We start from the raw sequence: 21,453 nt of genomic DNA, 5'->3' as shown, positions 1-21,453 counted from the left end.
ATTAAGTTTGCCTCTCAAAATAACATCCCATGAGTGCCATAAACTATATCGAAGAACACAAAGAACAATTTCTAAATGAGCTTTTGGAACTGCTTAAAATTCCTTCCGTCAGTGCAGATAAAAAATTTGCAGGTGATGTAAGAAAAGCAGCAGAATACTTAAAGACGAAATTTGAAGAGCTTGACACACATGTGGAGATTTGTGAAACAGCGGGATACCCAATCGTTTATGCTGAACACATCAAAAACCCTAACCTTCCAACGGTACTTGTTTACGGTCACTACGATGTGCAGCCTGCAGACCCTTATGAATTATGGGACTCTCCTCCCTTTGAGCCGGTCATTAAAAATGAAAAAATTTACGCCCGTGGATCTGCCGACGATAAAGGGCAGATGTACATGCACGTAAAAGCCTATGAAGCACTAATAAAAACAGACAGCCTGCCTTGTAATGTAAAGTTTATGATTGAGGGTGAAGAAGAGGTCGGTTCTGAAAACCTGGAGGTATTCGTAAAAGAAAACAGGAAAAAATTAGCCGCTGATGTCATCCTGATCTCGGATACCGCCATGATCAGCAATGAAACCCCATCCATTAATGTAGGCTTAAAGGGTTTGAGCTATTTGGAAGTAGAAGTGGTAGGCCCCAATCGTGACTTACACTCCGGAGTATATGGTGGCGCAGTAGCCAACCCAATCAACATTTTATGTCAGATGATTGCATCTCTACAGGATGAGAAAGGAAGAATTACCATTCCTGGTTTTTATGACAAGGTGCAAGAGCTCTCTGATGAATACCGGGCAAAAATGGCTGAAGCACCATTTAATCTGGATGATTTCAAAAAAGACCTGGGCATTGATGAGGTCAAAGGAGAAGAAGGATATTCAACCATCGAACGAACAGGCATCAGACCAACGCTGGATGTGAATGGTATTTGGGGCGGATATATTGGAGAGGGGGCTAAAACCGTGCTTCCTTCTAAAGCAAATGCCAAAATCTCTATGAGATTGGTTCCAGACCAAACCAGCGATGAAATCACGAAACTTTTCGAAGAACATTTTAAAAGCATCGCTCCTAAGTCCGTGAAAGTGAAGGTAACGCCTCATCATGGAGGTGAACCGGCAGTAACTCCTACAGACTCGATCGGCTACAAAGCAGCAGTAAAAGCGATGGCCAAATCATGGGGAAAAGATCCTATACCTACACGTGAGGGAGGAAGTATTCCAATCGTTGCGTTATTCAAGGAAGAGCTGGGTTTAGATTCGATATTAATGGGATTCGGATTGAATGAAGACGCCATTCACTCTCCTAATGAAAGCTATGGACTCTTCAACTATTATCGTGGGATTGAAACGATTTCCTATTTCTATCAGTTTTTCACGGATATGTCAAAATCGTAATCGATGAAGAAAGCACTTGTTTTTGTATCATTCTTCTTAGTTCTTCTATCTGCATCTAGTCAGGTTCTCAAGCCGATCGAATGGAAGGTTGAGCTCTCAAATGAAAACCCTGAGGTAGGAGATGAAATTGAGATAAGGTTCAATGCAAAGATTGAAAAAGACTGGTACCTGTATTCTTCAGATTTTGATCCAGATCTGGGACCACTCGTTACGGAATTCACTTTTGAAGAAAATGACTCCTATGAATTAATCGGTGAAATTGTCCCGATAGACCCAAAGAAAAAGTACGACTCTCTTTGGGAGGGCGAATACACCTATTTCAAGAAAAAGGGCCTCTTCATTCAAAAGGTCAAAGTTCTAAAAGAGAATTTCAAAATTACTGGTGGCTATTTCTATCAAGTTTGTTCCGACATTGACGGCAAGTGTATTCCTTTTGAAGATGAATTTTCATTCGGTGGGAATTCAAAAAAAGCTGACGGTTTAAAAAAAAAGACTGAACCGGAAGAAGAAGGAAGCCTTTGGTCCATTCTAATCACGGCGTTTTTAGCCGGGCTAGTAGCACTCCTCACCCCATGTGTTTACCCGATGATTCCGATTACGGTCTCCATCTTTTTAAAACAAAGCAAAACGAAAAAAGAAGGAGTTGGTAAGGCCTTGATTTATGGCCTATCCATCATTGTGTTTTTTAGCCTTCTGGGATTTCTCATTTCTTTGATTTGGGGATTCACAGCCCTAAATGAGCTTAGCACACATTGGCTATTTAACCTGATCATTTTTTCCGTTTTCATCCTTTTTGCCCTTTCGTTTTTTGGGTTATTTGAAATCACACTTCCTTCAGGATTGGTCACTAAAATTGATCGACAAGCAGACAAAGGAGGCCTTATTGGGATATTCTTCATGGCCATTACCTTAGTGCTGGTGAGCTTTTCTTGTACGTTCCCTATTGTAGGAACCGCACTGATCAACACTTTAAGTGGTGGTAGCATAGTGGAAGGAACGATGGCCATGTTTGGCTTTTCTTTGGCATTCGCTATCCCTTTTACAGGGTTTGCTATTTTCCCAACCTGGTTAAAGTCAATGCCGGAATCCGGTGGCTGGCTGAATTCCGTCAAAGTTGTTCTGGGTTTTCTAGAGCTTGCACTTGCTCTAAAATTTTTAAGCGTTGCTGATTTAGCCTATCACTGGGGCATACTTGACAGAGAGGTGTTTATCGCGCTATGGATCGCCATATTTGGTTTGCTGGGATTGTATTTAATCGGAAAACTCAAGCTGAAGAGCGATACGGACTCTGATAAGATCCCTGTTTTTAGACTGATTCTGGCAGTAATTACATTCTCTTTTACTATCTCACTAATCCCCGGACTATGGGGTGCCCCATTAAAATCATTGTCTGGTTTCTTGCCCCCAATGGCTACTCACAATTTCAATTTGCTTCAGGAGGAAGCAGGCGGAAATACATGCGAGGAGCCAAAATATGATGACATTTTAGAGTGGCCACACGGACTTCAAGGTTACTTCAACTATGAGCAGGCATTAGCATGCGCTAAGGATCAAAACAAACCACTATTCATAGATTTTACGGGTCATGGATGTGTAAACTGCAGAGAAATGGAGCAGCGGGTATGGTCTGATCCGGCAGTATTAAAGCGACTGAGTGAAGACTTTGTGCTGGTTGCCCTTTATGTAGATGACAGAACAAAGCTCCCGGAAAGTGAGTGGTATACCTCCTCCTATGATGGCAAAACTAAAAAGACTATTGGTCAACAAAATGCAGACTTTCAAATCAACAGGTTCAATAACAACGCTCAGCCTTTTTATGTGATTTTGAATGACGATGAAGAAATGCTTATCGCCCCAAGAGCATATAATTTGGATGTTTCCGCATTTGTTGATTTTCTGGATAAAGCATTGGAAAACCACCGAAATGACGCAGTTTTGTAGCGTCATCAAACCAATTGCATGAGAAGAACGAGAATTTGGCTGGTAATTACCGGACTGACCATCGCATTGATTTCTGTTATTTACTTACAATTTCCACAAGTGGAAAAGGATAATGTTGTCGCAGAGATTGAAATCGATCCTTCTTTTTTTCACTTACCCACACTCCACTATGGTTTCCCTATTGATTCTTTCGAAGTAGTAGAGGGAAAAGTAAAGTGGAATCAGAACCTCTCAGAGATTTTATCAGAATTCAACATTTCGTTCCAGGACATCCATACACTCGCACAAAATGCAAAAGAAGTTTACGATGTACGCAAGCTTAAAGCTGGTTCCAACTACTCCATTATTCTGAATAAAGATTCTTTAAGAACCGCTCGTCAGTTCATTTTTGAGCCTTCCCCTACAGAGTTTGTGGTTTATAATTTAACCGATACCATTTTTGCCAAACTTGAGCAAAAGCCGGTTAAAGTCACAGAACGGATGATCGCTGCAGAGATCAATTCCTCGCTGTACGAATCCCTTTTGGATCAAGGCGCCTCCCCTGTTCTAGTTCATCCTTTAGTGGATGTTTTTGCCTGGCAGGTAGATTTCTTTAGAATCGCACAGGGTGACAAATTCAAGGTCATTTATGATGAACAAACGGTAGATGGGAAAATCGTTGGTATAGGAGATATCAAGGCAGCATACTTCGAACATTGGGGCAAACCATATTATGCTATTCCATATAAAACCAATGATGAAGTTGATTACTTTGATGAAGAAGGCAATAGTTTACGAAAGACTCTTCTTAAATCCCCTCTTGAATATTTTAGTCGAATCAGCTCTCGATACTCACTCAGAAGATTTCACCCGGTACAAAAGAGATACAAAGCTCACCTTGGCACAGACTATGCTGCACCCACCGGAACTCGTATTCGAACAGTAGGTGATGGAGTTGTACTTGAGGCTCGATACCATGGAGGAAATGGTAACTATGTGAAAATCAAACACAACAGCAACTACACCACACAATACCTTCACATGTCTAAAATTGCCAGAGGAATTAGGCCCGGAGTAAGTGTGAAACAAGGACAGACGATTGGGTATGTGGGTAGTACCGGTCTGGCAAATGGACCACACCTCTGTTATAGGTTCTGGAAAAATGGGCGACAGGTAGATGCGTTGAAAGTAGATATCCCGTCATCAAGCGGAATCGATGAATCGATGCTCAGCGAGTACAGGTCAGTAGCCGACTCTATCAGGTCCGTTTTGGACAATATTGATTTTCAATTAGAGGAAACTAGGTTGGCAAAAATCCCATCAAACGAGAAGGATAATCCATAGTCAGAATCAAATCGGCTCAACTATTCTTTAGTTTTTGCATTTATTTACGTTATTTTGGCTTAAATCATCCAAAATACACATGCGAAAAATATTTCTTTTAGCCTTTTTTTCGCTCATTATCGTAACCGCCTCACACGCCCAGGTAAGCAATGACACCTTAGTTCTGGTTTATGGTAAGATGCTAAAGGCTTCTGATAGTTCCGTCCTTACAGGAAACATCCTTTATGAAAAGCTACCCTATTATGACGACATGGGAATGGCTTCCGTCCAATCAGATGGCACCTATGAAGTTCAGCTCATTCAAGGTGAGAGCTACAATTTCTCCGTTACAAAAAACGGATTCAAAAAGTATAAAAAGGAAATAAAGGTCAATGGAACGTTAAATCATGATATTTACCTTGTTGAAGATGTTGTGGAATTGATGAAGCTTGAAAATCTAATTTTTGCCAGAGGCAGTGATCAGATCTCATCAAGTTCATTCCAGGAACTGGACGAATTGGCGGAATATTTAAATGAAAACCCAACCCTAATTATCCAATTGGAAGGTCACACGGATTTTGCTGGAAATCCTGATGCAAACATGCGTCTTTCTGAAGCTCGGGTACTTGCCGTAAAGGAGTACCTCATTGACAAAAAAGTTAAAAAGAATCGAATTTTCACCAAAGCCTTTGGTGGATCTCAGCCTGTAACACAAGAACGTACAGATGAAGCTAAAGCGCTCAACAGAAGAGTAGAAGTAAGGTTCATCCGCCGCTAAATTGAAGCAAATGAAAAAGTTTTATTTATTGATCGTTGGATTACTTACTATGCAGTACACTTCAGCACAGGAAACTGTTGCCTGGGGAACGCAAGTAGTCGATGTTTCATCAGAGTATTCACCATATGAATATTCTGCTATACAGGTCTTACACAGACCAAATGTCCTTCCAAATGGAGGGGAGAATCCAAATGCCTGGAGACCAAAGAGCACGGACAAAGAGGAGTTCATCATGGTTTCCTTTCAAAACCCTATACAAGCAAAGCAGGTAGCTATCGCTGAATCTGAAAATCCAGGTGCTGTAAAAGCAGTATATGGATATGACAGTGAATACAATGAGTACACCTTGTTTGAACTTACGCCGCGCGACTTGCCAATAGAATCAAGATTATTAAATCTTTTCTTTGAAGAGACCCCTTATAAAATTGAAGCAATTCGTGTGGTGCTTGATTGTAGCATCTCCGACGGATACAATGCCATCGATGCGATTGGGGTTTCTGCTTCAAACATTCCTATCAACGTTTTACTAAACCTTGCAAAAGGAGTCAACAGCTCAGTTGATGCCGAAAAGCTTAGCACCAATGTAAATAGTGATTACGTTGAGCATAGTCCAATCATTTCCCCTGACGGGAAGAAACTATATTTCAGTAGGCAATTTCACCCTGACAATGTGGGGGGAGTAAATGATGCTGAAGATATATGGGTGTCCGAATTAGATGAAGAAACAGGTGAGTGGCTACCCGCCAAAAATGTAGGTCCTCCTCTTAATACTCAAGGTCCAAACTTTATTAGTTCGATCACAAAAGTTGGTGATAAAGAGGTTTTGATACTTGGTAACCGATACGGTAAAAAAGGAAGGATGTACACAGGAGTATCAATGTCTACAAAAGATGGTGACACCTTTACTGATCCGGAATCAATAGAAATCGCAAATGAGTACAATTACTCCCCAAATGCGGACTTCTTCCTGGTTCCAGGTGGAGAAGCCATGATCATGTCAGCAGAGCGTGACGACACCTATGGTGACAGAGACCTTTACGTTTCTTTTAAGCAAAAAGACGGTAGCTGGTCTGAGCCTATGAATTTAGGAAATGACATCAACACCATTGGAGAAGATGAATCTCCATTCATGGCAGAAGATGGCAGAACACTTTATTTTTCATCCGATGGATACACAGGGTATGGAGGTGCCGATATTTATGTGTCCTTTAAACTGGATGATAGCTGGAAAAGGTGGTCTGAACCGGAAAATTTAGGCCCGGGCATTAACAAAGAAGGAAATGATGAATATTTCAGTATCCCTTCTACCGGCCAAAATCTTTACTTCACTCGTGGTGAAAAAGGAGAAGACACAGACATTTTCAGCTTCAAGGTAGAAGATCTTTTTTCTGATCAGGTTGAATCGCCTTATGTCGCTTCAGTTGATCATTTGATACCCAAAGAAATCATTGCAACTGTATCAGGCACTGTTCTCGATGCAAAAACAGAACAACCGGTTAGCGGAGCAACGGTTTTAATCGAGCGACTCCCTGATGGGCTTGATATTGGACATGCGGCGACCGACGAAAGCGGATCATTCAGATTTACTGTACAAGGTGGATGGCAGTATGGACTGGTAGGAGAAGCAGAGGGATATATTTCTGAAACAGAGAGACTAAATTTCGTAGAGTTAAAAGAGTCAGATACGGTTGAAAAAGCAATCCGAATATTCCCAATTCAGAAAGGAGAGACCATCGAACTTAAGAATATCTTCTTCGATTTTGATAAGGCTGAATTAAAAACTGCGTCATATCCTGAGCTAAATAGAATTTTAGATTACCTCAAAGAGGATAAAATCGAGAAGATCCACATTACAGGACATACCGATAGTGTAGGAGACGAGAATTATAATATGACTCTATCAGGCAAGAGAGCTAAAGCAGTCATGGACTATTTCATTAGAAATGGAATTAACCGAGATCGCCTTTCCTACAAAGCATTTGGAGAATCTCAACCAAAAGCCCCTAATGACACCCCTGAAAACAGGCAAAAGAACAGGCGTGTAGAATTCCAAATTCAATAGGTATTAAAAAGACTTCAGGTTAAAGTCAGCTTTCTGAGCTGACTTTTTTTATTTTTAATCCATGGATACAGCAACCCAATCTCATATTCGTGACTTATTTGAAGGTGTTAAAAAACACTCCATTCGTTTACGGACTTCCTCCATTCAGGAAAGAAAGGCGTTACTCAATAAGCTAGAGGGTTGGATCATGAGCAACAGGTCAAATATCCATGATGCCGTCTATAATGACCTTCAAAAACCACATCATGAAACAGACATCACCGAAGTGTTTGTCGTGCTTTCGGAAATCCGTAAGGCTAAAAAGAACTTAAAATCATGGATGATGTCGAAACCGGCAGCATCTTCTATCACTTATCTAGGTACAAAAGCTTACACTCAATACGAACCAAAAGGAGCGTGCCTGATTATAGCCCCATGGAATTATCCTTTTCAACTGGCTGTAGGTCCGTTGGTTTCTGCACTAGCTGCGGGAAATACCGCCATTGTGAAACCTTCCGAATTTGCTGAGAGTACCTCAGAACTTATTCTGCGAATGTGCAAAGAGGTTTTTAAACCGGAAGAAGTATCAGTGGTTCTCGGCGCAGTAAAGGAGTCTCAGGAGTTGATTTCACTTCCTTTTGATCATATCTTCTTCACCGGTAGTCCGCAGGTAGGTAAAATTGTGATGGAGGCCGCTTCTAAACACCTAACCTCAGTTACATTAGAACTGGGAGGAAAGTCGCCAACCATTGTCGATGAAAAAGTAAACATTAAAGATGCTGCAGAGAAAATTGCCTGGGGAAAATGGCTTAACGCCGGCCAGGTCTGTATCGCACCTGATTATCTATTTGTACATGAGCGTGTCAGAGAGAAGCTCGTAGATGAACTCACGGTACAATCAGAAAAGCTATATGGAACGAAAGAAAGCTATGGAGGCATCATTAGCCGACAGCATCACAATCGCATCAATGATTTAATGGCTGACGCCATCAACAAAGGTGCAGATATTGAATTTGGCGGAAAATCAGATCGTGATAACCTGAGATTTACACCGACATTACTTTCAAATGTTTCCAAAGACTCAAGGGTACTGGAAGAAGAAATATTCGGACCTATTCTTCCGCTGATGGTTTATACCGATATCAGTGAAGTAATCGAGTTCATCAACAGAAAGCCTAAACCACTTGCATTATATGTTTTCTCTAAACGCCAGTCAATCATTGAAAAAGTGAAGAAGGAAACTAGTTCAGGGATGATGGCAATTAATGATGTGGTGCTTCAATTCGCACACCCCAACCTTCCAATAGGTGGAGTTAATAATAGTGGAATAGGAAAAGCACATGGGCATGCAGGGTTTATTGCCTTTTCAAACGAAAAAGCAGTGGTAAAGCAACGAACCGGATGGACGATGACAAAAAGCGTTTATCCACCATATTCTACTGTAAAAAAATTTATGATTGATTTTATGGTTAAGTATTTTTAAGCCGTGAAAAAATTACCATTTATTCTATTCATCATCGTTTGCTCTTGTACCTCTCCATCAAGTGAGAAAGCGAATCTCAGGCCATCAGAATGGCAGGGAACATGGGTCGCAGAATGGGAGACACCTCCTGAATCGTATCCGGGCATTGAAGACATGGAGTTTTACATGGATGGTCGTTTCATATTCAATGAAGACAGCCTCACTAAAGTTGTATACGGATATCCGGGGTGCATCTTCGCCATTGATACATTGTCACACACCCAATCATGGTATGTATCGAACGACACATTGTTTCTTGTCAATGGCCCGGATAGCCCGGGAATGACATACCGAGTGTCATCAAAATCAGAAAGCCGCATCAAGCTTCAGTTGATGGATGACATCTTCGTTACATTGACTAAGTAAGTTTTCTTTCTGTTAAAATTCTTGCCGGGCTTATTAGATGGCATGCATTCTCTTTAATTTGGTGGTAAATTATTGAGGTCATGAAAAAATTTCTTGTCATTCTCGGCGTAGTAATTGTTCTTATTATCGCTGCAGTCATCATATTACCTGTCATCTTCAAAGATGATGTGAGAAAAGCCCTTGATGATTCGATGGCGGATAATCTTAACGCGAAGGTTTATTACGATATTGATGGTTTTAGTCTATCACTCATTAAAAACTTTCCAGATATCACCGTTAGCATGAGTGATTTTGGTGTTGTTGGAATAGGATCTTTTGAAGGGGATACACTAGCGGGAGTAAAGAACTTTGAAATAACAGTTGACCTTATGTCCGTCATAAGCGGAGATCAAATTGTCATTGAAGAAATTGCCCTAAATCAACCAAAAATATTGGTGAAGGTTTTACCTGATGGATCGGCTAACTATGATATTGCAAAGACTTCCGGAGAAGCAGAAGTGACAGAAGAGACAAGCAGTGAGCCAGGCAATCTTAGTATAGGAATTAATCGCTGGAGCATTAATGATGCAGAGGTAACCTATACTGACCAGTCACTGAACTTTTACACGACTCTCATGGGACTGAATCATGAAGGTTCCGGTGACTTTACGCTTTCCCTATTCGACCTTACGACTAAAACCACAGTAGATGCTGCATCACTTGGCTTTGAAGGTGTAGAATACGTCTCAAACAAAAGTTTAGACCTGGATGTAACGCTTAATATGGACCTGGACCAGATGAAGTTTACATTCAAAGAAAACCGGGTGGCAATAAACCAGTTCGCTATGAAAGCTGATGGTTTTATCAGCATGCCGGGCGATGACATAGAGATGGACATCACCTTCGGTGGTAGTGATATTAGCCTAACCAGCATTCTCTCTTTAATTCCGGGTGTGTATCAAGCGTATCTCGATGGAGTAGATGCGAGTGGTGAGATCAACTTTGATGGATATGTGAAGGGTACTTTCAATGAAACTTCAATGCCTGCAATAGCTGCAAACCTGTCCATTGACAATGGTCGAGTAAGCTATTCAGAATTCAACATCCCTATTGAAAACATTGACCTAAAGTCTAACTTCAATTATCCTTCTGCAGACCTAAGCGAAACAAGCTTCAATATTGACAATTTTTCAATGCTTGTAGATGGCCAATCAGTTGCTGCCTTTTTGAAATTTAAGGACCTTGAAAACTATCAATGGGATTTCGGGTTTGAAGGAAATCTTGATCTGGAAACAATTACTAAAGTGGTTCCACTTGAGGGAATGACCCTGGCAGGTCAAATAAATGCTCAATTGAAAAGTGCTGGTCAAATGGCGGATGTAGAAGCCGAGCGTTACGATCAACTGCCTACCAGTGGAAGCTTAACAATTGATGACTTTCTTTTTAAAAGCGGAGATCTCCCTCAAGGGTTCTCAATTTCTCGAGCTAATCTTACCTTCAACCCTTCCGAAATTAACCTTGCAGAATTTGCTGCAAAATCCGGTAATTCAGACTTTAGTCTTGCGGGCAAGGTGAATAACTATCTAGACTATGCATTAAATGAAAATGGTGTTTTAACAGGCCGTCTGGATTTTAACTCAACCTTAATCGACATTGATGAATTAATGCCTGAAGAAATGGAAGAGGACACGGTTAGCTCCGATGAGCCGCTGGAAGTGGTGAAAATACCTGAAAATATAGATTTCACTTTAGCTTCCTCTATTGACAAGATTGCATATTCAAACATGCCAATCACAGATTTTAAAGGAACAGTATTAGTAAAGGATGGAGCAATCATTCTTGAAAAGAATACCTTCAATATGCTGGAAGGAGCATTTGAGATGACCGGCTCTTATGTTACAAGAGATCTTGAAAAGCCAAAGTACGATCTTGGTTTTAAGGTTTCCGGACTCTCTATAGCAAGTGCTTTCAATACGTTTGAAACCGTTCAGAAATACGTTCCAATTGCTGAACAAGTCACCGGAAAATTCTCAGCAGATTTTAACGCTGATGGGATACTTGGCGAAGATATGATGCCGATAATGGATGAAATTTACCTGCAGGGGCTGGTCAATGTTGCACAAGCTACATTGGAGAAAGGCCAGTTTATGCAAAAACTGTCATCTGTTGCTGCTCTTAAATCGGGGGCTAATTCAAATACCTCAAATAAAATATCACTCCGGGATGTACTTGTTCAAACTGAAATTAAGGATGGGCGATTATTTGTAGAGCCCTTTGAACTGGATGTAAGTGGCCAAAAGGCTGTTGTAGGAGGAAATAACACACTCGATGGCAAGCTTGATTATTCCATGCTTTTGAAGGACATCCCAACAGGTCAAATTGGAAATGCCCTAAATAGTGCAGTTAGCTCTTTAACAGGGGGCAAAAAGCTTGTCGCAGATAAGATCAATCTTAACCTGGGAATTGGAGGTACCTATGACGATGTTTCGGTTAAGCTCCTAGGGACAAGTAATGCTTCGGGTGAGAGCACCAGTGCTTCAGAAACATTCAAAAAGGAAATCACTTCCAAAGTAAACGAGCAAAAAGAAAAAGCTGAAGCAGAGCTTGAAGCAAAGAAGGAAGAACAGCGCCAAAAGATCATTGCAGAAGCTCAAGCGCGGGCGGAGGAAATAAGAAAGAACGGAAAAGCGACTGCTGAGAAAGTCAGAAAAGAAGGATATGCTGCAGCAGATAAGGTAATTGCAGAAGCAGGTTCTAATCCAATTAAGAAGAAGTTGGCTCAGGAAACGGCAAAGAAACTCCGATCCGAAGCAGATGAAAAAGCAAACAAAATAGAAGCAGAGGCTAACAGTAAAGCAGACAAGCTAGTTGCTGAAGCAAAAGAGAAAGCTGCGAATCTATAAATATCAGACAAGGAGAATATATTACCACCTCTGAAGCACCTGCATGCGGTGCGCATCCAGCTTTAAAAAGCTGAATAGCAATATGGTAAATGCCCAAAGTGAAGATCCTCCATAGCTAAAAAATGGAAGAGGAATTCCAATCACCGGGAAAAGCCCAATTGTCATTGCAATATTGACGGTGAAATGGAAAAATATGATCCCGATAACGCTGTAACCATATATCCGTGAAAAAGTAGACTTTTGCCGCTCTGCCAGGTGAGCAAGTCGCAAAAGGAGTGTGGTAAAAAGTCCTAAGAGGAGCATGCTTCCCAGCCAACCTTGTTCCTCGCCAATGGTACAAAAAATGAAATCAGTAGTTTGCTCAGGCACAAAATCAAACTTCGTTTGAGTCCCTTCCAGATAGCCTTTGCCGGCAAAGCCACCTGAACCTATCGCAATTTTTGATTGCGTAACATTCCATCCTGCGCCTAAGGGATCTATGTTCGGATTGACCAAAGACAACACCCGTTTCTGCTGATGAGGTTTAAGGACATCTGTCAGAATAAAGTCCACACTTCGAACAGCAAATGTGACAACAATAGCGGAAGCCACTATATACACCAGTCTTTTGGGGTTTCTTGCATTTAAGCCAAGCGCCAGGAGTGTAAGAACAGCAATACCGGCCAAGAGCACCGTCTGACTTACTAGCAGTGTCAACAAGAAAACAGCTAAAATAGATACCCCAATGATCAAAAGTAAAGGCGGCATTCCTTCACGAAACATCGGAAGGACAAGCGCTGCGAACACCAGAGCTGTACCCGTATCACCCTGTAAAATGGTCATTGCCATCGGCAATAAAATAATAGCGAAAGCCACCATTAAGGTGTTGAGGTCGGTCAGTTTTCTGGTGGGATGATTCAAGTATCTCGCCAATGCAAAGGCGGTAGCGAATTTTGCAAATTCGGAGGGCTGCAGGCCAAAACCTCCTATACCCACCCATGACCTGGATCCGGCCACCTCTTTTCCTCCAATCAAAATGAAAAGAAGCAATGCCATTACCACTCCATAAATGACGTAAGCAAACGAATCAAAAAACTTGTAATCAAAAAAGAATATGGTAAATGCAATGACCACAGATGTAGCAATCCAGATCAGTTGCTTTCCTGCGCTGGTACTAAAGTCAAAAATGCTTTGATTAACCTCCGGGTCATACTCTGCCGCATAGATATTCAGCCAGCCTGCCATCACAAGCACCCCAAATAAAAGGACTGACAGCCAGTCAGTTTTCTGCGAGAGTTGGTCTTGGCGCATTTTCAGGTAAATATCTTTCTTCTAACACATAATCTTCGAGCCAGGGACGTGAAACCTTTCCCAATACATACTTTTCGGCCATCAAACTGGCAACCGATACAGCTGCTCTACCTCCCTGACCCGCATTTTCAACATAGGCAGCAATTGCGATCTTGGGATCGTCAAGGGGAGCAAACCCCATAAAGCCGGAGTGATCCTCACCATGCGGGTTTTGAACGGTACTCGTCTTTCCTGCCAATTTCAGCGTATCCAAAAATCCTCGAATCCCGGATCCTGCCCTTACCACCTGCTCCATTCCGTAAAGTATCGGATCAAACAGTTCTGGATCGAATGGTAAGATTTCTTTTTTTACATGGGGGTTAGGCCAGCCTTCAATTTTATCAACCACATGAGGGGTAATAAAGTATCCCTTGTTAGCCAAAATCGCTGCTAGATTAGCCATCTGGAGTGGGGTCACTAACAACTCTCCCTGTCCAATACTAAGTGAAGCAATGTTAGAGTACTTCCATCGCTTGGCACCATAAAGTCTATCGTAATACTCGATACTTGGCACTTTCCCGGCTTTTTCATTTGGTAGATCCACACCAAGTGTTCGGCCCAACCCAAACTGCATCACATATTCTCTCCATTTTTCCAGACCAATCCTGGAATCCAGGTATTGGCTTTCTTCGATTCCTTGCTCTACCATCCTTCTCATTATTAGATAGAAGTAGTTATTGGAAGATTTCGTGATTGCCTTGATCATATTATAAGGACCCGGAGGCGCAAGGTCTCCAATATTAGAGCCATCCGTACGTATAATCTCGTCGGCCTTTACTACCTCCTCGTGCATTGCAATGATTCCCTGGATGGTCTTAAACATTGATCCCGGTGGATACATAGCCTGTAAAGGGCGATTAAAAAGCGGTTTGTCTTCATTCCTGTTAAGTTCAGGAAAGTTTTTACTTAGGTTTTTCCCACTCAAAAGGTGAGGGTCATAAGACGGGGCAGAAACGAATGCTAAAATTCTCCCCGTTTTCGGTTCGATAGCAACAACGCTTCCCACCTTGTCCTGCATGAGTTTTTCAGCGTACTGTTGCAATTCCAGATCAATCGTAAGGTGAATGTTTTCTCCCGACTTAGGCAAGGTGTCATACTCTCCGTCACGATAATCATCTTTAATAATCCCCTGAACATTCACTACTTTGTAGGAGGCACCTCGTCTGCCTCGTAGGTATTGCTCGTATGATTTTTCGATTCCTCCAATCCCAATGTAATCCCCAGGGCGATAGTAGTTTGTAGTGTCTCTGTTTATAAAGCTGCCGCTTACTTCCCCCACATAGCCCACCACATTGGCTAGCGAAGTAGTATTATACGAGCGAATCGTTCTTGGAAGCACATAAAAGCCGGGATAGTTTATCAGTTGATCCTGTAGTTTGGCAAAGAGTTCATCAGAAAGCTGCTCAATTAATTTTGACGCTAAAATGGATGAGTACTTCTCAGCATCTTTCAATCGCTCATTCAGCTCTTCTTTTTCGATACCCAGCAATTTGCAAAAGGCCGTAGTATCTGCAATTTCTGCTTCTTTTGGAACGACCATGAGATCATAAACCGGAGAATTGTAAATCACCAGACTATCATTGCTGTCATATACCAAACCACGAAAAGGATATTGAATAATCTTTTGAACGACATTATTCTCTGCGGCAACCTTATAGTCCTCTTCCAGAAGTTGGATATAAAACAGGCGAGCCGCGAAAATGACAGTCGTAAAAACTATTAGCGCTCTGATTATGACACCTCTGCCTCTCATACTCTCCGTCTTTTAGGTGTAATCACAAAGTTGATTGTGAAAATCACCAACGTACTAAAGATAGCACTGAAAAACACTTTACTCAAGACCATCCCAAATAAATGGAACCCTCCATTTTCAACGAAGAATAAGACGAAGTGATGAATAAAAACGAGTGGGAAAATAAAGTAAAGAAACCCTGATTTTTTCAGGCTCTCAATGTTTAGGTTGTTTACATCCTGAAGATCATCATTAACGATGTTGAGCCAAAAGCCCCGGATAAACATGATGAATACTGAGGCTGATGCATGCATCCCGGGTGTGTCGGTAAACATATCTACCAATAAGCCAACAAAAAATCCGATAATCATCAAATATGTTCGGCCCAGATTTCTTGGCAGAAGCAACAGAAAACCAATATAGAAAAACCCAAATGCTTGATTGAATAATGTAACCCGATGCACTAGAGGTAGCTGGATCAGCAATAGCAAGACCAGGTTCAGTATTTGTTCTTTTACGCTTACCCTATTCATAGCACTTCTAATGAATCCTTTTCCTGCTTCAGTAAATCCTTAATGACAAAAACCTGGTGTAAGCTGGTAAAGTCTGTGGCCAGCTTCAATTTGGCTTCATAAAAGGTCATATGTTCTTCCAGGTGCAACTCATCCACTGTACCTACCAAAATATTTTCAGGAAATACTGAATTAAACCCGGAAGTAACGATCGAATCCCCTTCCTTAAGATCAATGTGGCGAGGTATATACTTCAGGCTGGCCCGATCATATGTGACTTGATCCCACTGCACAGTGCATTTTGTTTCTGTCCGCTTCACTTTGGATGACACCATTAGCTTCGGATGAAGCAGTGAATAGATGGTCGCAAAATTGTTTGTTACTGACTTCACCTGGCCTACCACACCAAATGACGAGATCACACCCATTCCCACATTTATACTATCTTTTCTTCCGGCAGAAATGGTAAGAAAGTTGACATTTCGATCAAACGTATTGTTGATCACTCTCGCGCCAATTACTTGATATTGATCAATGGTATCAAGCTGGGAGTTTTTTTCTGTGCGTAGCTTCTGAAGCTCTTGCTGTAATTTTTCATTTTCCAGCATCAGCTGTTTATTGACCTCTGTCAAATGAAAATATTCGCCAATGTTTTCAGAAGTTTGATTGACGTTAGCAATTGCCTCGTTGCTGGAATTTAAAAAAGCTGCATTGTGTCGGTTGTTAAAATTGACCAGCAACCACACACTTAGAATTTCCAAGCCCAAAAAAACGGCTATCTCTCGTTGTTGATAGAGAAAATCTAAAAGCCTTTGCATTCACTTCTTAGGTCATCAATACCGCTTTGAACTGGTTCAGGTTCTTAAGCGCTGCTCCGGTTCCCCTTACTACGGCTCTCAATGGATCTTCAGCGATATGAATCGGGAGTTTCGTCTTCATGGAAAGACGCTTATCCAAACCTCTCAACATGGCTCCTCCACCCGTAAGGTAAATTCCATTATCGTATATATCCGCTGAAAGCTCGGGAGGAGATATCTCCAATGCTTTAAGCACAGCCTCTTCAATTTTTGACACAGACTTATCAATGGCAAAAGCAATCTCTGAGTATGAAATCTTGATCACTTTAGGAATGCCTGTCATCAAATCTCTTCCTCGGATCTCATAATCTTCCGGAGCATCATCATCCAGCTCAGTCAGTGCTGACCCAACTTCAATTTTTACTTTTTCCGCAGTTCGTTCTCCGATAAGTAGATTATGCTGTCTTCGCATGTAGTCCAGAATGTCTTTGTTGAAGGAATCTCCAGCTACTCGAATGGATTGGTCACATACGATTCCACTTAAAGCTATAACCGCGATCTCTGTAGTACCTCCTCCAATATCTACTACCATGCTTCCGACAGGTTGGTCTATATCAATCCCAATACCTATTGCAGCAGCAATTGGCTCGTGGATCATATACACTTCTTTTGCTCCGGCATGTTCGGCAGAATCTCGAACGGCTCGTTTTTCCACTTCTGTAATGCCTGAAGGAATACAGATGATCATCCTGTGAGAAGCAGGCAAAAAGTTTTTCTTGCCCTTATCCATCATTTTGATCATACCCCTGATCATATGCTCTGCAGCATGGAAATCAGCGATCACCCCATCCTTAAGCGGTCGGATGGTTTTAATATTTTCATGTGTTTTTTCATGCATCTGCATGGCATTGCGACCGATTGCCAGCACCTTGTTGGTGTTTTTATCAATCGCAATGATGGATGGTTCGTCTACAACTACCTTATCCTTACTGATGATAAGTGTGTTTGCAGTACCTAAATCGATAGCTATGTCGCTCTGGAAAAAATCAAAAAGACCCATGAATGCTCACTCAGAATTTGAGCACGAATTTAGGTTCGATTTTGCATAAAAGCTAAAGCATCACCAAATAGTGATAAAAGTTTCATTTTTAAGAAGTTGTGCGTGCATTTTTTGCCTTCACCATGCGCATTTTTCCACGTAGCTCATTGATGGTTTCCTTTGACAATTCCATGTAGATTCTAAAACTGTCATTGGCAACTAACTTTTCAGCAATCAACATCTCAAAAGCCTTATTTTGAGCTGCTTGTACACGCTTTACATACTCGATTGCAGTTGGGATTTGATTGATTTTAGGTATAGCGTTTTTAATATTCATCAAATCCTCATAAAACTCATCAATCTTATCTTTCTTCTTTTGAGCCTGCCACTTGGTGAGCGAAACAATTCCACTGAAGATGGCGATTACTATCGAGAGAATTACGCCTCCTAGTTCAGCATATCGCTCCAGAAAGCTGGGCTCGTCCCGATCCAAAAATGTGCGTGCTCCTTCATGAAGAGGTATATTCAAAATTCCTTGATTGAAGTCCTCTCTCAGACCATTGAACAGTAGCGGGTCAATGGATGTAAAAACCTGTCGGTTTCGAAGCATCGTCTTAGTGAAATCATTGACAGTCACTTCAAGCAAATCTGATCTAACCACCATAATTAAATCGACAGAAAGCGTAACTATCGGATCCATAGTATAACCCCAGTATGAATTTTCCGGGATAACAAATGGAGACAGCCTTGGGTATTTTAACGCAATCCCTTCCACAATTGAAGCATTTCCAATATTCTCTACCTGATCAAATGAAAAGAGCTTAAATCCTTCATAATTTTTGAGCTTCTCAAGTGTAAACAGGTTGGTAAACTCAACAATGACTCCTGCCTGTGGCATGTCAAAGGTGACTTCAATTCTGGATGGGTCTAATCCATAGAAGTCAAAGAGATCCATCATCATGTTGTACGTAGGAGATTCTGCTCTTCCGATATAAATGGGGCCTGAATACATCATTGATTCAAAAGAGCTGCCATCAATATCTTCCCTGTAAAAGATGTGTAGTACTTCCGAATAGACTGAAAATGCAGAGCTAATGCCTTCCTGATAGTTGACATAGTTTTCAACTAAAGCGATATCTACACCTCCTAAGCTAAGGCTGTCCAGGTTTGCATTCGTCCCTACCCCTTTGATTAACTGGATATCTACATTATAAAATTTGCTTTCAAGCAACTCCTCCATTCTGAGAGCTATTTCTTCATTAGGGCCCTCATCATTATAAATAAATTTGAATGTGTTTAAAGTAGGATTACAAGAAGTCACCAATAAAAATATGATGACCAGGCGCGGGATTATCTTCTTCATAACTGCATATTACGCATACATTAAAAATACCGCTAATTTTCTTTGTCTCCTCTTTGACACATGCCATTTTTCAGCTAAATGACGTCCAGTCATTATTTTGCATTATTTTTAGGAGTAGTTTTGCTGCCTGTAGTAAAGAGTGATTATTTTTTGAATGAAAGCAAGTCACCGCACATTTTAAAGTGATCTGAAAAAGATTGCGGCTGCAAAAAATACTTATAGACACATGAAAAACATTTCCTTTAAGGATAGACTCAGTTACAGATTTGACAGTTTCGTTTCGCAAGGAACAATGTCCATGATCAAGGGGCTTGGGGTTATAACAGTTGTAATTATCATCCTGTTTGGGGGGGTGCTTTTATTGCTGGGCCTTCATCCTGACCATGATAATGATTTCACTATTTACGAATCTGTTTGGGTGAACCTTACACATGCCCTTGACCCTGGTGTGATCGGGAACCACGAAGAGAATTGGCCATTTCGCTTGTTTATGATGATAACAACCGTGTTAGGTCTTGTTATTATTTCCACATTGATTGGTTTGGTGTCCAATGGTATCCTTACGAAACTGGAGGTGTTAAGGAAAGGTAGATCATTTGTAATCGAAGAGGATCATGTGCTAATCCTTGGGTGGTCTTCAAAAATATTTACCATCATTCCGGAAATCGTAGAAGCAAACGAAAATCAAAAGCGAGGCGTAATCGTGATTCTTGCTGACATGGACAAGGTGTTGATGGAGGATGAGATCAAAGACAAAGTGGGAAATACTGGTAACACCCATGTGATTTGCAGAACCGGAAATCCTATTGATATCCATGACTTAAAAATTGCCAATCCTTTCGAAGCAAAATCAATCATCATTCTGGATAAGGAAAATGAGAACTCCGATAGTCAAATAATTAAGACTATTGTGGCTATTGTAACGGATCCAAAAAGAGATAAGCTCAGGGGTCCGGCAGAAAAAAGACCATACCACATCACAGCAGAGATGGAAGACAAACGAAACTTTGAGGTGGCCAAGATGGTGGGGAAAGATGAAGTGGAGCTTATACTGTCTGACGAGATTATCTCGAAAATCATGGTGCAAACCAGTAGGCAGTCAGGGTTGAGTGTGGTTTATCAGGATCTAATGGATTTTGATGGAGATGAAATTTATTTTGAGGACGCTCCGGCCTTAGTAGGTAAACCTTTTAGAGATGTGCTGTTCGCTTATGAAGATTCAGCCATCATGGGAATTCAGTTTGCTGACGGTCATGTGGCAATCAACCCACCGATGGAGACTATCTTTAGTGAGGGTGATAGAGTAATTGGTATTACAGAAGATGATGACACGTTGATTCCAAATGTAGATCAGGAGATTGATCCTCACGAGAGCAAAATAGTGTATACCGAACCAGAGCCTCAAGCTCCTGAAAAGCTTCTCATTGTCGGTTGGAATAATAGAGCACGATATATCATCCAGGAGTTAGACAATTACGTGCCTCATGGGTCAGAAGTTCGTATTGTGTCAAAATTTCCAGACGCTGAAAAGACCGTTGAACGGTTGAAGAACAGTGTTCAAAATATCAACATAAGCTTTGAGGTAAAAGACACTACAGGAAGAGAGACACTGGAGTCGATGGGTCTTGAGCATTATAACTACATCATCCTACTTTGTTACCAAAATTATTTCCCTATTCAGGAGGCCGATGCACAAACACTTATTACACTTCTTCACCTTAGAAATTTCACTGAAGTTAGAGGAAGTAAGTATAAGATCGTAAGTGAAATGCTCGATATCAGAAATAGACAACTGGCTGATATCACTAGTGCTGATGACTTCATTGTAAGTGATAAACTAATCAGTTTGTTGATGAGTCAGGTGTCAGAGAATAAAGATTTGATGCGCGTATTTGAAGATTTATTCGATGCTGATGGATCTGAGATCTACATTAAGCCGGCGAGAGAATATGTTCAAACCGGTGTTCCGATGAACTTTTATACAGTGCTTGAGTCGGCGGCAAGAAAGAATGAAGTCGCTATTGGCTATCGAAATATATCGAAAGCGAAGCTAGCGGATGAACAATATGGCGTTGTGCTCAACCCTAAGAAGACCGATGAATTCGTGCTCGAAGAAAACGATATGGTAATCGTTTTATCGGAAGACTAAGAACTCTTAAGTGCTTCCCTAATTTCCTTCATAGCTCTTCTTCTGTATAGCCTGGAATTGTGGCTTGTAGGCCGGATGTTTTTGATGTAATCAAGCACATCATTCTTTTGATGTCCATTCAAATGCTGTACAGAAGAAATAATTTCGCTTTCTAGCTTTAAATAATTCATAGTACGTGTGGTTTATATCTAAACTAATTTACGTGCTAGATGTTAGTCTGGTTTTAGGCTAATATTGTATTTCGATTAAATTCACCCTTTTTAATGTTAACTCTACTGTAATATTCGTTGTTTTAACGGATGC

16 protein-coding genes are annotated in these 21,453 nt (G+C 41.1%); 9 read left to right on the top strand and 7 right to left on the bottom strand.

The genetic code is table 11. The annotated features are described in order from the left end of the window. Positions 1-29: 29 nt before the first annotated feature. The 8 genes from ACQK2H_RS01770 (at position 30) to ACQK2H_RS01735 (ending at position 12,229) form a co-directional block, all read left to right on the top strand. Entirely contained in the window at positions 30-1,397 is a 1,368-nt protein-coding gene (locus ACQK2H_RS01770; RefSeq protein WP_425389759.1) for a dipeptidase, read from the top strand. Positions 1,398-1,400: 3 nt separating this feature from the next. Then, complete coding sequence (locus ACQK2H_RS01765; protein WP_425389758.1) at positions 1,401-3,338, top strand: thioredoxin family protein; 1,938 nt, start codon at positions 1,401-1,403, stop codon at positions 3,336-3,338. A gap of 18 nt (positions 3,339-3,356) precedes the next feature. Next, entirely contained in the window at positions 3,357-4,661 is a 1,305-nt protein-coding gene (locus ACQK2H_RS01760) for a peptidoglycan DD-metalloendopeptidase family protein (protein ID WP_425389757.1), read from the top strand. 79 nt (positions 4,662-4,740) lie between these two features. Then, positions 4,741-5,418 carry an OmpA family protein gene (locus tag ACQK2H_RS01755; protein ID WP_425389756.1) on the top strand — a complete coding sequence of 226 codons (678 nt, stop codon included), beginning with the start codon at positions 4,741-4,743 and terminating at the stop codon, positions 5,416-5,418. Positions 5,419-5,428: 10 nt separating this feature from the next. After that, entirely contained in the window at positions 5,429-7,480 is a 2,052-nt protein-coding gene (locus tag ACQK2H_RS01750; protein ID WP_425389755.1) for an OmpA family protein, read from the top strand. 61 nt (positions 7,481-7,541) lie between these two features. After that, the gene (locus ACQK2H_RS01745) at positions 7,542-8,942 is read left to right on the top strand and encodes an aldehyde dehydrogenase family protein (protein WP_425389754.1); all 1,401 of its coding nucleotides are present in this window, start codon (positions 7,542-7,544) and stop codon (positions 8,940-8,942) included. Between the two features lie 3 nt (positions 8,943-8,945). After that, complete coding sequence (locus ACQK2H_RS01740) at positions 8,946-9,347, top strand: hypothetical protein (protein WP_425389753.1); 402 nt, start codon at positions 8,946-8,948, stop codon at positions 9,345-9,347. Between the two features lie 80 nt (positions 9,348-9,427). Further along, positions 9,428-12,229: an AsmA family protein gene (locus ACQK2H_RS01735; protein ID WP_425389752.1), complete on the top strand. Its 2,802-nt coding sequence runs from the start codon at positions 9,428-9,430 to the stop codon at positions 12,227-12,229. A 21-nt stretch (positions 12,230-12,250) separates the two neighbouring features. On the opposite strand, the gene rodA is transcribed toward ACQK2H_RS01735, so the two are convergent. The 6 genes from rodA to ACQK2H_RS01705 form a co-directional block, all read right to left on the bottom strand. Next, positions 12,251-13,519 (bottom strand): rod shape-determining protein RodA, encoded by a 1,269-nt coding sequence (gene rodA / locus ACQK2H_RS01730; protein WP_425389751.1) that lies wholly within the window; start codon positions 13,517-13,519, stop codon positions 12,251-12,253. After that, the gene (locus ACQK2H_RS01725; RefSeq protein WP_425389750.1) at positions 13,488-15,311 is read right to left on the bottom strand and encodes a peptidoglycan D,D-transpeptidase FtsI family protein; all 1,824 of its coding nucleotides are present in this window, start codon (positions 15,309-15,311) and stop codon (positions 13,488-13,490) included. Before ACQK2H_RS01725 ends, rodA begins: the two co-directional genes overlap by 32 nt. Next, positions 15,308-15,823, bottom strand: coding sequence for a Rod shape-determining protein MreD (locus ACQK2H_RS01720; protein WP_425389749.1), 516 nt, complete (start codon positions 15,821-15,823; stop codon positions 15,308-15,310). Before ACQK2H_RS01720 ends, ACQK2H_RS01725 begins: the two co-directional genes overlap by 4 nt. Further along, positions 15,820-16,620, bottom strand: coding sequence for a rod shape-determining protein MreC (gene mreC, locus ACQK2H_RS01715; RefSeq protein ID WP_425389748.1), 801 nt, complete (start codon positions 16,618-16,620; stop codon positions 15,820-15,822). Before mreC ends, ACQK2H_RS01720 begins: the two co-directional genes overlap by 4 nt. Before the next feature lie 7 nt (positions 16,621-16,627). After that, a complete protein-coding gene (locus tag ACQK2H_RS01710) occupies positions 16,628-17,659 on the bottom strand; it encodes a rod shape-determining protein (RefSeq protein ID WP_425389747.1) in 1,032 nt (343 codons plus the stop codon). Positions 17,660-17,747: 88 nt separating this feature from the next. Next, positions 17,748-19,001, bottom strand: a complete 1,254-nt coding sequence (locus tag ACQK2H_RS01705) for a TAXI family TRAP transporter solute-binding subunit (RefSeq protein WP_425389746.1) — start codon at positions 18,999-19,001, stop codon at positions 17,748-17,750. Positions 19,002-19,227: 226 nt separating this feature from the next. On the opposite strand from ACQK2H_RS01705, the gene ACQK2H_RS01700 reads away from it, so the two are divergent. Beyond that, a complete protein-coding gene (locus ACQK2H_RS01700) occupies positions 19,228-21,150 on the top strand; it encodes a CASTOR/POLLUX-related putative ion channel (RefSeq protein ID WP_425389745.1) in 1,923 nt (640 codons plus the stop codon). On the opposite strand, the gene ACQK2H_RS01695 is transcribed toward ACQK2H_RS01700, so the two are convergent. Continuing rightward, positions 21,147-21,320, bottom strand: coding sequence for a hypothetical protein (locus ACQK2H_RS01695; protein WP_425389744.1), 174 nt, complete (start codon positions 21,318-21,320; stop codon positions 21,147-21,149). The genes ACQK2H_RS01700 and ACQK2H_RS01695 overlap by 4 nt on opposite strands. Between the last annotated feature and the right edge of the window lie 133 nt (positions 21,321-21,453).

This window comes from Ekhidna sp., assembly GCF_965228795.1.
Classification (GTDB): domain Bacteria; phylum Bacteroidota; class Bacteroidia; order Cytophagales; family Cyclobacteriaceae; genus Ekhidna.
This window is presented reverse-complemented; position numbering and strand designations above follow the sequence as displayed.